The organism is Pedobacter sp. Leaf194, from assembly GCF_001423945.1.
Taxonomy (GTDB): domain Bacteria; phylum Bacteroidota; class Bacteroidia; order Sphingobacteriales; family Sphingobacteriaceae; genus Pedobacter.
On sequence record NZ_LMPU01000013.1, the window covers coordinates 87,930 to 103,075 of the forward strand.

The 15,146-nt window shown below is 41.6% G+C and carries 14 protein-coding genes; 8 read left to right on the forward strand and 6 right to left on the reverse strand.

All coding sequences use genetic code 11. The annotated features are described in order from the left end of the window. Positions 1 to 28: 28 nt before the first annotated feature. The 3 genes from ASG14_RS18315 (at position 29) to ASG14_RS18325 (ending at position 4,004) form a co-directional block, all read left to right on the forward strand. A complete protein-coding gene (locus ASG14_RS18315; protein ID WP_056872530.1) occupies positions 29 to 1,864 on the forward strand; it encodes a glycoside hydrolase family 13 protein in 1,836 nt (611 codons plus the stop codon). Between the two features lie 235 nt (positions 1,865 to 2,099). Continuing rightward, positions 2,100 to 2,738 carry a bifunctional 2-polyprenyl-6-hydroxyphenol methylase/3-demethylubiquinol 3-O-methyltransferase UbiG gene (locus ASG14_RS18320; protein ID WP_056872531.1) on the forward strand — a complete coding sequence of 213 codons (639 nt, stop codon included), beginning with the start codon at positions 2,100 to 2,102 and terminating at the stop codon, positions 2,736 to 2,738. 75 nt (positions 2,739 to 2,813) lie between these two features. Then, positions 2,814 to 4,004: a winged helix-turn-helix domain-containing protein gene (locus ASG14_RS18325; RefSeq protein WP_200940372.1), complete on the forward strand. Its 1,191-nt coding sequence runs from the start codon at positions 2,814 to 2,816 to the stop codon at positions 4,002 to 4,004. Between the two features lie 23 nt (positions 4,005 to 4,027). Here ASG14_RS18325 and ASG14_RS18330 read toward each other — a convergent pair whose 3' ends face one another. Then, entirely contained in the window at positions 4,028 to 5,059 is a 1,032-nt protein-coding gene (locus ASG14_RS18330; RefSeq protein ID WP_056872533.1) for a basic secretory protein-like protein, read from the reverse strand. A gap of 159 nt (positions 5,060 to 5,218) precedes the next feature. Here ASG14_RS18330 and ASG14_RS20095 point away from each other — a divergent pair, with 159 nt between their 5' ends. Further along, the gene (locus ASG14_RS20095) at positions 5,219 to 5,359 is read left to right on the forward strand and encodes a DUF2256 domain-containing protein (protein WP_235528624.1); all 141 of its coding nucleotides are present in this window, start codon (positions 5,219 to 5,221) and stop codon (positions 5,357 to 5,359) included. Positions 5,360 to 5,466: 107 nt separating this feature from the next. On the opposite strand, the gene ASG14_RS18335 is transcribed toward ASG14_RS20095, so the two are convergent. Then, entirely contained in the window at positions 5,467 to 7,050 is a 1,584-nt protein-coding gene (locus ASG14_RS18335; protein WP_056872534.1) for a Na+/H+ antiporter, read from the reverse strand. A 273-nt stretch (positions 7,051 to 7,323) separates the two neighbouring features. On the opposite strand from ASG14_RS18335, the gene ASG14_RS18340 reads away from it, so the two are divergent. Together ASG14_RS18340 and ASG14_RS18345 are read left to right on the forward strand one after the other, a co-directional pair. Next, complete coding sequence (locus tag ASG14_RS18340; RefSeq protein WP_056872535.1) at positions 7,324 to 9,759, forward strand: bifunctional YncE family protein/alkaline phosphatase family protein; 2,436 nt, start codon at positions 7,324 to 7,326, stop codon at positions 9,757 to 9,759. A gap of 26 nt (positions 9,760 to 9,785) precedes the next feature. Next, complete coding sequence (locus ASG14_RS18345) at positions 9,786 to 10,628, forward strand: metallophosphoesterase (protein WP_056872536.1); 843 nt, start codon at positions 9,786 to 9,788, stop codon at positions 10,626 to 10,628. 4 nt (positions 10,629 to 10,632) lie between these two features. Here ASG14_RS18345 and ASG14_RS18350 read toward each other — a convergent pair whose 3' ends face one another. Beyond that, complete coding sequence (locus ASG14_RS18350; protein WP_056872537.1) at positions 10,633 to 11,496, reverse strand: DUF808 domain-containing protein; 864 nt, start codon at positions 11,494 to 11,496, stop codon at positions 10,633 to 10,635. A 284-nt stretch (positions 11,497 to 11,780) separates the two neighbouring features. Between ASG14_RS18350 and ASG14_RS18355 the strand changes: the two genes are divergently transcribed. Beyond that, positions 11,781 to 12,818, forward strand: a complete 1,038-nt coding sequence (locus ASG14_RS18355) for a family 43 glycosylhydrolase (RefSeq protein ID WP_056872538.1) — start codon at positions 11,781 to 11,783, stop codon at positions 12,816 to 12,818. Positions 12,819 to 12,830: 12 nt separating this feature from the next. Here ASG14_RS18355 and ASG14_RS18360 read toward each other — a convergent pair whose 3' ends face one another. Beyond that, on the reverse strand, positions 12,831 to 13,178 hold the full coding sequence (locus tag ASG14_RS18360) for a hypothetical protein (RefSeq protein WP_056872539.1): 348 nt from the start codon (positions 13,176 to 13,178) through the stop codon (positions 12,831 to 12,833). Between the two features lie 232 nt (positions 13,179 to 13,410). Between ASG14_RS18360 and ASG14_RS18365 the strand changes: the two genes are divergently transcribed. Continuing rightward, complete coding sequence (locus ASG14_RS18365) at positions 13,411 to 13,626, forward strand: hypothetical protein (RefSeq protein WP_157274998.1); 216 nt, start codon at positions 13,411 to 13,413, stop codon at positions 13,624 to 13,626. Positions 13,627 to 13,753: 127 nt separating this feature from the next. Here the strand turns inward: ASG14_RS18365 and ASG14_RS18370 are convergent, their stop codons facing one another. Then, the gene (locus ASG14_RS18370; protein WP_056872541.1) at positions 13,754 to 14,254 is read right to left on the reverse strand and encodes a GNAT family N-acetyltransferase; all 501 of its coding nucleotides are present in this window, start codon (positions 14,252 to 14,254) and stop codon (positions 13,754 to 13,756) included. A gap of 17 nt (positions 14,255 to 14,271) precedes the next feature. Next, the gene (locus ASG14_RS18375; protein WP_056872542.1) at positions 14,272 to 14,802 is read right to left on the reverse strand and encodes a DinB family protein; all 531 of its coding nucleotides are present in this window, start codon (positions 14,800 to 14,802) and stop codon (positions 14,272 to 14,274) included. Positions 14,803 to 15,146 lie beyond the last annotated feature (344 nt).

A 15,146-nucleotide genomic window follows, 5' to 3' on the forward strand; every position in this document is an offset into this window, starting at 1 on the left:
AGTTTTAAAAATTAAAAATCCACTAGCGATGTATATAAAAATATTTAATATGCTGTTTTTTCTGCTTTTTCTGAATGCGGCAAGCGCTTTCGCGAAGATTGCAATAAGCAGGGTAGAACCCGCCAATTGGTGGACCGGCATGAAGAAATCAGAGTTCCAGATTCTAATTTACGGGCCGGGCATCGCGAATGCAAAAGTAAGCATTAACTATCCGGGGGTTACTTTAAAATCAGCGGCTAAGGTAGAAAACCCTAACTATGTATTTTTGTACGTTAACGTAGCCAAAACTGCAAAAGCCGGAAATGTTCCCATCACTTTTGCCTTGGGCGCCGAGCAGTTTGTTTACAAGTATCCAATAAAAAGCCGTACGGATAAATCGGGTGCTTCGGGCTTTAACGCTGCCGATGTATTGTACCTGATTACGCCGGATCGCTTTGCAAATGGAAACACTGCGAATGACAATTGGGATAGTGTTTCGGTGAATAGAAATAGCCCGAATGCCCGTCATGGTGGTGATTACGCAGGGGTTAGCCAGAAATTAGATTACATGAAAGACCTCGGTATTACAACCGTTTGGCTTAATCCTATACAGGAAAACAAAATGCGGGGCGGCTCTTACCACGGTTACGCCATAACCGATTTTTATAATTCTGATCCACGCTTCGGTACGAATGAAGAGTTTAAAGAACTGACAAAAACGACGCACCAGAAAGGGATGAAAATGGTGATGGACATGGTGCTAAACCATTGCGGTAGCTCGCACTGGTGGATGAAGGATTTGCCCGCCAAAAACTGGATCAACAACGATGGTGTTTTCCTGCAAACCAACCATGCTACGGTTTCCGTTATGGACATACATGCATCACCTACCGAAAGAAACACTTTTTTGAATGGCTGGTTTACAAGAGGCATGCCGGATCTCAATCAAAGAAATCCTCATCTTGCAACTTATTTAATCCAAAACAGCATCTGGTGGATTGAATATGCCAGAATCGACGGCATAAGACAAGATACTTATTCATACATGGATTTTGATTTTCTGGCCAGGTGGAACAAGGAAGTTTATGATGAATACCCAAATTTCAATATTGTTGGCGAAACCTGGTATAACAAAGCCACATCGCCAGCGTGGTGGCAGGCAAAGTCGGCCTTGAATAAGAAAAATCCATATCTGAAAACACCAATGGATTTTTCGCTCACCTTTGCCATGCAAAAAGCATTTGATGGCCAGACAGATAACGGATATCTGAATGATATTTTTGAAGATATAGCTCAGGATTTTATTTATGCCGACCCATACAACATGCTTACTTTCCTGGATAACCACGATTTAAGCCGGTTTAGCAGAAAGGAGGATAATGATCTTAAACGATACAAGCAGGGATTGGCTTTGCTTTTAACCACACGTGGCATTCCGCAGATATATTATGGCACAGAAGTATTAATGGTTGGTACAAAAGAAGATGGGGATGGCCGCTTAAGGGTAGATTTTCCGGGCGGCTGGCCGGGAGATAAGAGAGATGAATTTACAAAAGCCGGGCGTAGCGAATTGCAGAATGAGGCATGGGATTATTTGCAAAAGCTGCTTCAGTGGCGCAAAACGAGCATTCCGGTAACGCAGGGGACAATGATGCACTATGCACCCCGGAATGGTATTTATGTTTACGGAAGAATGAAGGCTGGAAAAGCGGTTTTAGTGATGTTGAACAGCGGCCTTAAAGAACAGGATGTGACTATGGAACGCTTCACTGACGTCACTAAGGGATTTACAGGCGGAAAAGATGTGCTCACAGGAAAGACATTTGCATTCGATTCAAAAATCTCGATACCTGCAAAAGGCGAATACATTCTTGAGTTAAAGTAAGTAAAAAGCAAATAATATTTAGCAACATTTATCTGGGTGTTTCGAAGCCACCCGTATTTTTGGTTAAACAACAAGGGCAAAGCCGGATGGCATGCCCTTGCCATCTTTCCAGCTCATCGTGAAGAAATATAAAGCTTTTTCTGGACGATGATGAAAATAATCTGTAGAATTTGAAGAGATTTGTTTCTAAAGCCAAAGTATTTTCGATGCTTTCATTCTTTATATTTGCAGTTAAATGAGCGCCAGTTATAATCTTCAGGATGCCTTCGGGAACATCGATATTTATCTTTTTGACCAGTTGCTAAAGGGAACTTACGCAAATTCTAAAACCATTTTAGATGCAGGCTGCGGAACGGGGCGAAATCTTCTGTATTTTCTAAAAAACGGCTTCGATGTTTATGGTGTAGATCTGAATCCTGAAGCCATTGCAGAAATGAAACATGTTGCAAAACAATATGTTGCAAAAGGTCTGGATGCAAATTTTCTGGTTTCACCGGTAGAAGATCTGCCTTTTGAAAACCATAAGTTTGATTTGGTAATCAGCAGTGCAGTGCTACACTTTGCCGAAAGTCGGGCGCATTTCGAAGCCATGTTGAATGAAATGTGGCGGGTATTAAAGCCTTGCGGATATTTATTTTGCAGGCTGGCTTCCAATATCGGCATCGAATCTGCCGTTATAGCAACAGGAAATGGCCGTTACCTTTTGCCCGATGATTCAGAACGTTTTCTTGTTAACCAGGAGATGTTACTTGAATTGACCAGCAAGCTTGGCGCCGAATTGACTGAGCCCATTAAAACGACAAATGTGCAAAACCTGCGTTGCATGACAACCTGGTGCCTTCGCAAGCAAACGGGTGTTAAGCTTGGCTTTTAAGAACCGCTGGCGATAATCGCCAGATTTCTTTCTTTAAGCCGATCAACTATCAGCGAACAAATTTCTTAATTTAGTATGATGCAAACTATCATCCTAACGAAATCTGAAGCAAGAAAAATTATCATAAATGCTGCAGGTTTGGCCGGCAAGGCGCAATTCGGCTACGGAATTGACGCAGCTTACCGTTTTATCGAACATCTGGGCTATTTGCAGCTGGATACAAATTATGTTGTAGAGCGTGCACACCACCACGCACTGTTTGCCAGGGTTCCGGATTATGAAACGAGCTGGCTTGCCGAACTTTGCGACGATGGAAAGGTGTTTGAATATTTCAGCTCGGAATCTGGCTACTTACCAATGAATGATTATAGATTTTCATTGCCAGTTAAGGAGGCTTTTAAAGCAAAGGCAATCGACTTGAGTAAGCCCGAAAGCCAGCTTATGCAACAAATTACCGATCGGGTGGAACGGGACGGGTCGGTAAAAGTAAGTGATTTTGATGATGACCGCGTCGAAGCAAGTACGGGCTGGTGGGATTGGCGGCCTGCGAAAGTTGCGCTGGAAAGGCTCTATTTTCAGGGCGTTTTAATGATCAGCCGCGATAGTAAGTTTCATAAACGCTATGATGTGCCTCTAAATCTGGTCCCTCAGGAAATTGATATGGAAATGCCTGCTCCGGAAGAATTTGCCCGCTACATCATTAAAAGAACACTAGGCGCTTTGGGAATATGTTCTGTAAAAGAAATGAACTGGCGGGCGAGAAGGGTAAAAGGAAATCTGGTTAAAACTGAACTGGCAAAGATGTTGGCGGAAGGTGAGGTTCTTCCCGTTCAGGTAAATGGTGTGAAAGGACCGCTATTTATGCTGGCCGGGACAAATACTAATGTGCAATTAGCAGACGATGTTTTTATTCTTTCGCCTTTTGACGTGCTAAATGTTTTTCGGCACCGGCTTAGTGATTTTTTCGAATTTGATTACCAGGTGGAGTGTTTCGTGCCTGCACCCAAAAGGCTTTATGGCTATTTTTGTCTGCCAATACTCGCCGGCGAACGGTTCATTGCTCGTATGGACGCAAAAGCGGATCGAAAGAAAAGCGTTTTATTGGTGCATAACCTTCATTTTGAAGCTGTTATTTTGGATGATCAGCTTATCGACAAGTTTGCAGATGCACTCAAGGCATTCGTGCAGTTTAATCAATGTCATGACATTGGCTTTGCGAAAACGAATAACTTAAAATATCTTGAGGCAATTAGAAAGCATTTCTAACGGCCTCAAGATGTTGTTTCAAATTATATTCTTTCCTTACCACTATATTTAAGGTTCAGTTCAGGGTTTTTGGCGTAATCGCTCCAAAGCTCATCTATTGTTTTGCCCGAAAGTTTTACCCAGGTATCAGCAGTGTAGGTATGGTTTCTTAATTCCTTGTCGATTTGAATAATCATACCCGGCTTAACTTTTTGGTCTATCCATTCAAAAAAGCGTGCAGTTACGCGGTAGCTGTTTTCGTATTTCTTTTCGTTATGTTTTTCTGTTAGTGCAGGCAAGGCCCATTTTGAGCCAACATTGTCAACACCATATTTATAGCGGATAAAATCTGCAATACCTTCAGTTAGCCATACCGGGCCAGAGCCATAACCATAACCCTGAACAAGATGCATGCCCTCGTGAGTTACGATGTCGATGTCGGTTGGATGCGCATTCATATATGTTGTGCTAAACAGAATTCGGTTTCCACTCGCTTCTGCCACACCTTTATAGGCGGTATCAGTTACGAAAACAACATCATGCGTTGTTTTATCATTGAAAGTGCTAACCAGCACAGGAAAAACTTTGAAGTAGGTTTCAATCAGTTCCTGTTTAATTTTCGGATTGAAAGCAGAATTTTTATTAATGAAAACCAGTTGATAGCCATCTTTCTTTATGGTGTCAACAGACGACCAGTTTTGATGCAGAGCATCTTGCAGGTTCATTTGGAAATTGGCGAGGTTTTTCTTCTTTTTTATCCATTTACTGTTGGCAACAATTTCTCCGGGAACGGCCTTCAATGTAAAATTGTTTGCTGTATCAATTACCCGCATGGTTACTTCTCGTTTTGTGCGGTAGCCATCTGCTGTTGCGAAGGCAGGATAGGTCGCTTTAAAAGCTGCGTTTATTTTAGCCGAATCTATTGCTACTTTAGTATTGTTCACGATAGTTAGCGTATACGGGCGGGGTTCGTTGCGCCTGCGCTGCGGTGTCTGGGTTGCGGGTGTAGTGGTTTGTGCTAAAGTTGTTGCGGTTAGGGCTACAAAAAATGCGAAAGATGAAACAGATTTAAACATAGGGTTAAAAATTTTTGCTAAAATAAGCGATGCAGCATTACTGCGCTGTAAAATTGAGGCTACAAATCCTGGTTAATTTGCAACGATTTTGCTATAAATAAAGCCTGCAAAAAGGTAGAATTATACCTCGGCAATTTTTAATAACTTCGGTTGATGAAAATGATTAAAAAAGCTAATCTTCCGTCGAAAGTTTGCCCAGCTTGTCAGCGTCCGTTTTCATGGCGAAAAAAGTGGTCCCAAAACTGGGATGAAGTGTTGTATTGCAGCGAACGCTGCAGAAATGAAAAAAATAAAAAATAAGGAAAACAATTACAGATTTCCACGGTTGTTACTATACATTTACCTGATAAATATTTAAGAAACACCTTGCAACACGCAAGGTGTTTCTTTTTGCGCTGTAACTTGCGCTAAATGATTTTCAATCTTTCTTCCTCTAAATCTATTTGATAGAATTGCTGACGAATGATTTCTTCATCGATGGAAGAGTCTTTATTGAGCTGTGTGAGGTACTTCCGCTGACTTTCCAGAAGTTCGATAAAAACCATTTTTGTTTGCTCATTCATCCAGCTGTCATCGCTGGCTTTCGCCCGGTCTTCCCATTGTTTTAATATTTTTTCGATGCCAGCATCACCCTGTAATCCATTATCATATTTCTTTTTCAGCACTTCGTAAACATGTTGCTTCAGGCCTTGCTTCATTTTGTTTCGCGATGTTAGTTCGGATTCTTCACTGAGAAGGCCATCGAAAAAGTGCGTTCGGCTAATTAAGTAGGGTAGTGTAAGGCCCTGAATTAATAAGGTGAGTAAAATAACCATGAAGGTGATGAAGAGAATTAAATTTCGATGCGGAAATTCTACGCCATTTTTTAAGGTTACAGGAATGGACAGTGCTGCGGCAAGGGAGACTACACCCCGCATGCCGGTCCATCCAAGTAAAAGCGGCATCATCCACCGCCTTCGTTTCGACGAGGCATGCGGCATTACGCCTGGCCTGAAAATCGTTGTAGCGATTAGCGCTGCGTAAGAACTTATCATCCTTGCTGCAATTAAAATCCCAGTGACCAAAAAACCATACTCTATGGCCAGACGCAAAGGAATTCCTTCCGCTTTTATGCCTGCAACAATTTCAGGGAGTTCTAATCCGATAATGAGAAACACGATTCCGTTTAAAATGAAAACAAAGCTTTCCCAAACACTGTAACCGCGAATCCGGCTGGCGCTGTTTAAAAAAATCATTCGCCTGGCCGACATAAACAGCCCGCCACAAACTACAGCCATAACGCCCGAGCTGTGCAGCTGTTCGGCTACCCAGTACAGAATATAGGGTTCGATAAGTGTAAATACGATATCTGACGGCGCATCTGTAGGCAATCGCTTATGCGCCTGAACGAAGAACCATGCAAGAGCAAGACCGATTCCGGCGCCGCCGGCCACCATCCATATAAAACTCGTTGCAGCCTCCTGCCATATAAACTGCCCGGTTCCAACCGCAACTAATGCAAAGCGAAAAATAATCAATGAGGATGCATCATTCAACAAACTTTCGCCTTCCAAAATGGCCGAAGTAGAGTTGGGAATTTTCACAAATTTCATAATGGCGCCTGTGCTCACTGCATCAGGTGGTGAAACAATTCCACCTAGTAAAAACCCGATGGCAATGCTAAAACCCGGAATAAAGTGATTTGTTACCAGCGCTACGGAAAGGGCTGTGAAGAAAACGACAAGAAATGCAAAACTGCCAATTATGCGCCACCATTTTTTCATTTCTTTGAAGGAAATTGACCATGATGCCTCAAACAGAAGCGGTGGCAAAAAAATAAAGAATATGAGGTCGGGGTCTATTTTAACAACCGGCAAACCCGGTACAAAGCTAACTAATAAGCCCGCTACAACCAGTAGTATCGGATAAGCCACACGGAGCTTCGTTGCCCACATATTTAAAAGAACAATGGCCGCTATCATGGCCAAAAAAAACGGTAACAGTGTATGCATGGTCGAAGCGAAGAAATGTTTTGCCGTTTAACTTACAAATTTTTTGCGCTAAGTACCAAATCTGTTAGTTGTAACGGTTAACCCTGGCAGAGAAACCAAACAAGCTGAAGAACGAACGATAAGAAATATCGTTGCGAAATTGTTGGGGCATTTTAGTAAATTCAATTAAAAAATGGTTTGTAATATTTGTGTTTTCATATTCCGGTTAACATAAACTTAACATCATCTGCTTACTTTTGATGGCGCTCTATCATTAAATAAAATCATTCAATAATGAAATATCTTTTCATTTTATTTACAGCCTTTTGCGTCAACAGCGCTGTGGCGCAGCAACCCGGAAAAATTCAGGGTGGTAAACAAATTTTGTTGCCTAACGGATGGAAACTTAGTCCGGCAGGGCATTCAATTCAGCTTGGCGATTTGCCTTTGAACATGCAGGTAAGTGCTTCCGGAAAGTTTGCGGCAATTACGAACAATGGGCAAAGCACCCAGTCGGTTCAGCTTATTGATACAAGAACGGAACAGATTCTTGATGAAAAAATACTAAAGAAATCTTGGTACGGATTAGCATTCAGCAGGGATGAGAAGCATCTTTATGTGTCTGGTGGAAATGATAATATTATTCTGGATTTTGGTATCAGCGCAAACAAACTTGCAAAGAGCGATACCATTAAACTGGGCGAGGTGTGGCCAAAAGGAAAAATCAGTCCGGCGGGTATTGCAGTAAATAAAGATAACAGCAGGCTTTTTACGGTAACAAAAGAAGACAGCAGCTTATATATTATAAATCCGGATGAGAAAAAAATTCTGAAAAAGATTCAGTTGCCTGCTATTGCCTACAGTTGCATCCTCTCGCCTGATGAAAGTTCTCTTTACGTTTCGCTTTGGGGCGGCCGGGCGATTGCTATTGTAAACCTCGCAGCCGAAAAAATTGCCAGCCTAATAGCCGTTGGCGACCATCCGAACGAACTTTTGCTAAACAAAAAGGGAAATTACCTCTTTGTGGCGAATGCAAATGATAACACGGTGTCTGTCATCAACACGTTAAACAATAAGGTAGTTGAAACCATTGCAACAACATTATACGCCACGCAGCTAACCGGTTCTACCACCAACGGACTTGCATTAAGCGCCAATGAAAAAACACTTTACATTGCCAATGCAGATAACAATTGCCTGGCCGTTTTCGATGTGAGCAAGCCTGGAACGAGTCAGAGTCAGGGCTTTATCCCGGTAGGCTGGTATCCGACAAGCGTTAAAGTTGTAGGGTCAAAAATTATGGTTAGCAATGGAAAGGGGAACACCTCTATGGCAAACCCGCAGGGGCCACAACCCATTTCAAAAGCAGATAATAGTGGCTACCAGATGGGCAGCACCGCAAACAATAAGTTACAATATATCGCCGGCTTGTTTAAGGGAACATTATCTTTTATTGATGTGCCAAAGGTAGAGCAGCTGAAAGCATATACAGCTCAGGTTTACGCCAATACGCCCTTTACGGATAAGAGAACCTTAATTGCCGATGGCGAGGAGGGAAACCCGATACCCCGCAGGCAAGGCGAGCAGTCGCCGATTAAGCATGTATTTTACATCATTAAAGAAAACCGGACTTACGACCAGGTGCTTGGGGATATGCCTCAGGGAAATGGCGATTCGAGTTTAACGCTTTTCGGGAGAAAGATTACGCCTAACCAGCATGCTTTTGCCGAAAATTACGTGTTGCTCGACAATTTTTATGTTGATGCTGAAGTAAGTGCTGATGGACACAACTGGAGTATGGCGGCCTACGCAACTGATGTGGTTGAAAAAACCTGGCCAACGAGTTATGGCGCTCGCGGAGGGACCACCAATTATGAAGGCGGCCGCCCGGTAACCTATCCAAAAGGCGGTTTTATCTGGGATTATTGCCAGCGGGCCGGAGTATCTTACCGCAGTTATGGGGAATTTGGCGATTATGGAAAAGCAAATATAAAATCGCTTCAGGGGCACATGTGTGCAAGCTCGCCAGGCTTCGATATGGATATTACCGACCAGGTACGTGCCGATGCCTGGATAAAAGATTTCGACTCTCTATTAGTAAACAAATCAGTTCCGCAATTTAGTACTTTAAGGGTATCAAATGACCATACCAGCGGACAGAAAAAGGGCAAAGTATCGCCTCAATCTGCTGTTGCTGATAATGACCTGGCCGTAGGCAGGATATTAGAACGGTTATCGCACAGCGAAATATGGAAAGAATCTGTTGTGTTTATCCTTGAAGATGATGCTCAAAACGGCCCCGACCACGTTGATGCACACCGTTCGCCCGCCTATGTTGTTGGGCCTTATGTGAAAAAGAAAACGGCAGTTCATACCATGTATTCAACTTCGGGTTTTCTAAGAACGATGGAACTCATCCTTGGGTTGCCGCCAATGAGCCAGTATGACGCAGCAGCGGTGCCATTGTTTGAATGCTTTACCAATAAGCCAGACTTTACACCCTACAATGTGATAACGCCTTTAATCAACCTTGATAATAGAAATGTTGCGGTTAATGAAAGCAGCAAACGGTCGGAACTTTTCAATTTTGCAAAAGAAGACTCTGCTCCGGATTTGGATTTAAATGAAGTAATCTGGAAATCGGTAAAGGGTGAGAACGCTGTAATGCCTGCGCCGAAAAGGAGCGCTTTTGTTATCCTGGAGAAAAAGAAAAAAGATGATGATGATTAATATTGCTTCAACTCAATAACACAACCATGTCGGATAGAAGATTTTTTATAAAAAGTAGTTTGGCCTCAGTTGTTATGGCTGGGCTGGCTCCGGTTATTTCAGCGGCAAGCGAAACGCAGCAAAACATAGAATATCCTGAAAAGAAGGCAAGATTAAGGTTTGCAATTGCATCAGACGGGCACTATGGTCAACCCGGAACTGACTTTAAAAATGATCATGAAAATATTGTGCGCTGGTTAAATGAAGCTCATAAACAAACGCCACTAGATTTCGTAATTATAAACGGAGACCTTGTACACGACCGCCCTGAACTTTTATCGGAAGTGAAAAAGAATTATTACGACCGGCTAAAAGTTCCGTTTTATGCAATTCCGGGCAATCACGACCATGCCGATGCGACAATCTGGAAGTCTGTATTCGGCTACGAAGACAATTTTTCGTTTGAAAAGAACGGAATTGGTTTTGTGCTGGCAAATACTTCTGATACGAAAGGGACATATATTTGCCCGGATAACAAATTTTTGAAACAGGAATTTGAAAAGTTTAAAACACTCGAAACTGTTTTCGTAATCTTACATATTCCACCTCATTTTTGGGTGCCAGAAAGTCCGTTTGTAGAATGTCCGGATACGATTAGTCTATTGCATCAGTACCCAAATATTAAGGCTGTGTTTCATGGTCACGACCACAGTTTGGATAGCGTTTTCTATACAAACAAACTTCCGCATTTCTTTGATTCGCACATTGGGGGCAATTGGGGAACGGCATACAAAGGTTACCGGATTGTAGAAGTTTCTGATGAAAATAAGATAAGTACCTATCAGGTTAATGCCAGTCAGAATCCTGTACTAAACGAAGTCAAATTGTAGAGAATTACTTTTTAAAAAGCTTGAATATCTTTTTCGCGATTGTAAAAAGGAGCAAGGCAATAAAACCACCGATTAAGCCGAATAAAAATTCTTTAACCATTGATGGTAGAGCAGGCCATAAATGGTGAAGGTAGTCAATGTTGTGTACGAAAATGCCGCCCGCAACCAGTATGAGTGCAATGGTGCCAACAACGGCTAAAATTCTGATTAGAATTGGCAAAGCTTTAACCAGCAAATTGCCCACTGCATTTAAAAACCCTTTATTTTGTGAGCGTTTGATAAGCTTGTAGCCGGTATCGTCCATTCTAACGATAATGGCAACAATTCCGTAAACACCAATGGTTGCCAGTAATGCCACAATGGAAACCGTAACAATTTGCAAGGTAAGATTTTCAGTAAGCACCGTGCCCAATGCAATGATTACGATTTCTACGGAGAGGATAAAATCTGTGGTAACGGCCGATTTGACTTTCGCTTTTTCAGCATCCTTGTCGTCCTTTATAACTTCAGTGGACTGCGGCACAGCTTCTGAGCGGTGAAAGAGGTATTCGAAAATTTTTTCTGCGCCTTCGTAAGCGAGGTAAAAACCACCGATTAGCAGTATAAATTTAATGGCAACAGGAAAAAAAGCATTGAGCAGCAATGCAATGGGAACAATTATAAGTTTGTTTACAAATGAGCCCTTTGTTATTGCCCAAAGTACAGGAAGTTCCCTTGAGGATAGAAAACCTGTCGCTTTTTCTGCATTTACAGCCAAATCATCGCCTAGTATTCCGGCTGTTTTTTTCGTGGCAATTTTAGCGGTTACCGCTACATCGTCCATCAAAGCTGCTATATCATCCAAAATTGCAAAAAAACCTGAAGCCATTTCCTTATCCGTTAAGAGCGCAAATTATGAAATGAAATTCAATTGAATCTAGTCAGGCGATAATTTTTTTCTCCCTTTAAATTTTTTTTCTGATTTCGAAAGGTGCTTTAATTGCAAGTAAAGCGATTTTTATTTGCTTTGAAGTTATGGTTCTTGTCTTTTAATATGTTTTACTTATCTTAGTTTTTAAGAAAATTCTGTTTGGTGCCGCTTACTGTTAAACGAAGATTGATGCGGCTACAGATGTGAAAAAAGAAAAATCCTTGTTTTAGATAGTACTTTTTATGAAGAGAACATTCCTATTGTTATTAGCGCTTTTCATCACCGCAACCTTAAATGCCCAAACTTTTAAAAACCCTTTGCTTCCTGCTGGCGCCGACCCATATAGCTTTTATAAGGATGGCTATTATTATTACACAAACAGCACTGGCAATAGGGTAGAACTCTGGAAAAGTAAAAGCCTGGCCGGTTTAAAAGATGCACCACATAAAACCATTTGGAAGGCGCCTGCAACCGGCGCTTATTCGAAAAATATCTGGGCACCGGAGGTGATGTATATCCGCGGGAAATGGTACGCTTATTTTGCTGCAGACGACGGCAGAAATGAAAACCACAGAATGTATGTTTTAGAAAATGCCTCTGCCGACCCAATGCAGGTTGATTGGGTTTTTAAAGGACAAATTTCTGACCCGACAAATAAATGGGCTATAGATGGAGATGTAGCAGAAATTAAAGGACAGCTTTATATGATTTGGTCTGGATGGGAGGGTGATAAAAACGGAAAGCAGGAGATATTTATGGCTAAACTTAAAAACCCGTGGACAGTAGATGGTGACCGGGTGAAAATATCTTCGCCGGAATTTGAATGGGAAAAACATGGCGATTTAAACGATCCAAACAACCCACCTCATGTTAGTGTTAACGAAGGACCGCAGTTTTTGATTCACGACAATAAAATTTTTATTATTTACTCTGCAAGTGGCTGTTGGACAGATTTTTATGCCTTAGGTATGCTCTCCGCTGATTTAAACAGCGACTTCTTCAATGCTAAAGCCTGGGTTAAATCTGCTAAACCAGTGTTCCAAAAGTCGGTTGAAAACGGTGTCTATGCTCCCGGCCACAATTCTTTTTTTAAGTCGCCTGATGGCAAGGAAGATTGGATTCTGTATCACGCCAATGATAAACCAGGACAAGGCTGTGGTAATTTTCGTTCACCCAGAGCGCAAAAGTTTAGCTGGAATGCAGACGGAACGCCGAATTTTGGCCTGCCCTTAAAAACAGATGCCGAGATTGACATTCCTTCAGAGAAAAAAACCAATTGATGTTACCCCGCTCTAAACCTGTTTTAAATAGGCATCAATATACGTTCGCACTTCATGGTTTGATGCTTCCTTAATTCGGTTGATGAGTTTGTGTTGCGAAGAGTTATATTTTTCAATATAAGTGGCCTCGGTTTCGTTAAACTTTAAATAACCCTGCTCAAAATATCTTTCTTCAATTTCCGACGATGAATCCATTGAGCGGAACCAGAGTTTAATGAATGATAACGAGCTTTTTTCCAGAAACAGCCAATGATAAAGCTCGTCTGCTTTGGCGTCGGCAGGTAAATCCAATCGCTTAATTTCAGTTATTAAGATGTCTGGGTTCTCAAAAAGATAAAGAATTTGATAGCTGGAGTTCATTGCCGGCAAAAATAACACCTCAAAGTGAAATTCGGCAATGATGTTTTCAACAATTTTGTCGCTAAGGTTTCCAGTTTAGCTATGATATCGACTTTTTTCTGCGCTTTACCCACTGATAGGTATACCTTATCTATTAATTGTTGGATTATTGATAAAAAGGTGATTTTACGGTATTATAAAACAGACAAATAATTATATTTGTGATATGGAAACGCCCAACAAAATTTCTCAAATGAGCTCATTTTTAAAAAAAGTGCAGCAGCTTAGAGGTTTCGGAGATATGGATTCATATAGCCTGGTTAACGAATTCAAGCGATTTACAAACCTTCCAGAAAACAGCCTTGATAGAATTATTGAGGATTTTTCATCGCCAAATACCTGGAACATTGCCAAACGCAAGCTGATAGACGATGTTGAAACGGTAATTGGCGACATCTACAATTCATGAACATCCCAAATATGTTATAACAAAAGGCCCTCGTTTCAGCTGAAACAAGGGCTTTTTTATAGAACTTAAGTTCCGGAGTGCATACTCAACCTGAGCCATGGCCTGTAAATTGTGTCGTCATTGAGCTTTATAATAATTTCTGATAACAATAAAATTTAAGTCCGGGGCGCTTGGCCAGGCTAATTTCGCCGCAAAACTCATAGCCGATTTTCGGAAAAAGTTTGCGGGTAGCCATATTTTCGCTGTTGGTATCCACTCTTAAAATTTTAATTTCAGATTGCGCTGCAACTTTTTCCGCTTGTTGCATCAGGGCCTTTGCAACACCCATGCCTTGATAATCCGGATCTACTGCCAGCCGGTGCGTAACAATAGCAGTTTCTGTGATGTCCCAGCCAGCGTCAGCATATTCCGGATCCTGATCTGTCGTAATTGCCGATATACCGGCTATTTGCTCATCAATTTCGCAGAGCCATAATTGGTTAATTGAAATATCTGCATTAAACACTTCAGGATTTGGGTAATCATCTCCCCATTGATAGTTGCCGGAAGCACGCATAACTGGCACCACCTTTTTTACGAGCTGCATTATTCTTGGGATATCTTCCTCCTGGGCTAATCTGATTATCATTCGATGGTGGTGTTATCTTAAAATAGCTTCTCTTGTGGTGGCGTTACGCCTGCCAAACGGAGGTAGACAGTCGCCTGACCGCGGTGGTGGGTTTGGTGCTCAAAATCCTTGGTGAAAACCATTTCCTTTGTCATATCAAAGCGGTTCATGAATTTTACGTGTTCGCCGAGTTGCTTAGGCGACATTGCTTTCAATGCGGCAATTACGTAGTCATATCCGGCCAGAACAACTTTGGTAACGTTTGCTTTTGATTTGTCCTGAATTTTTTCTACTTCTCCCAGCCCATACGGACTTTTTTCGCCTGTGGCAGTTGCTGCAAAACCATAGTTTGCATCAGTTAAATGCAGCATTTGCTCTGCAAAAGAACGCATTTGTGGCGTTGGCTTCAACGCATAACCCGATTCCGGCATCACCTCCAGATACTCCCTGGTGTACGCTTTCGCCCGTTCCCACTCGGCAAGTTTTGTAGCTGTGGTTTCTTGTGCCTTTGTAGTTGCCAGCATTGCTGTGAAGCATGCTATGCTTAGCATTAATTTTAATTTTTTCATAATTTGGTTTGTTTTTGTTGCAAATATAGGTTAGAAAAACCATCAAGTTTATAATGGAGCCCGAAAATTGTTGAAGCGAAGTTGCGACAGACTTGTCTCGGGCATCAGCATGAACATCCAGCAAAACGACTTGTTGCCAGCAAATTTTAGATGGTTAGAAAAATCAGCAGACAATATTTTCGTTCGTTTTTGAATATTATGATGATAAATGTCAAACAGTTTTTGTAATTACTTGCATCGCGTAATAAAAAGACCGTTTATTATCTTCAGCATAATTAATAAATTCTGTACATTTACGACTACAAGCGGAAGAAACAAAAATTCTTGTTTCGAAAGTGGAATAT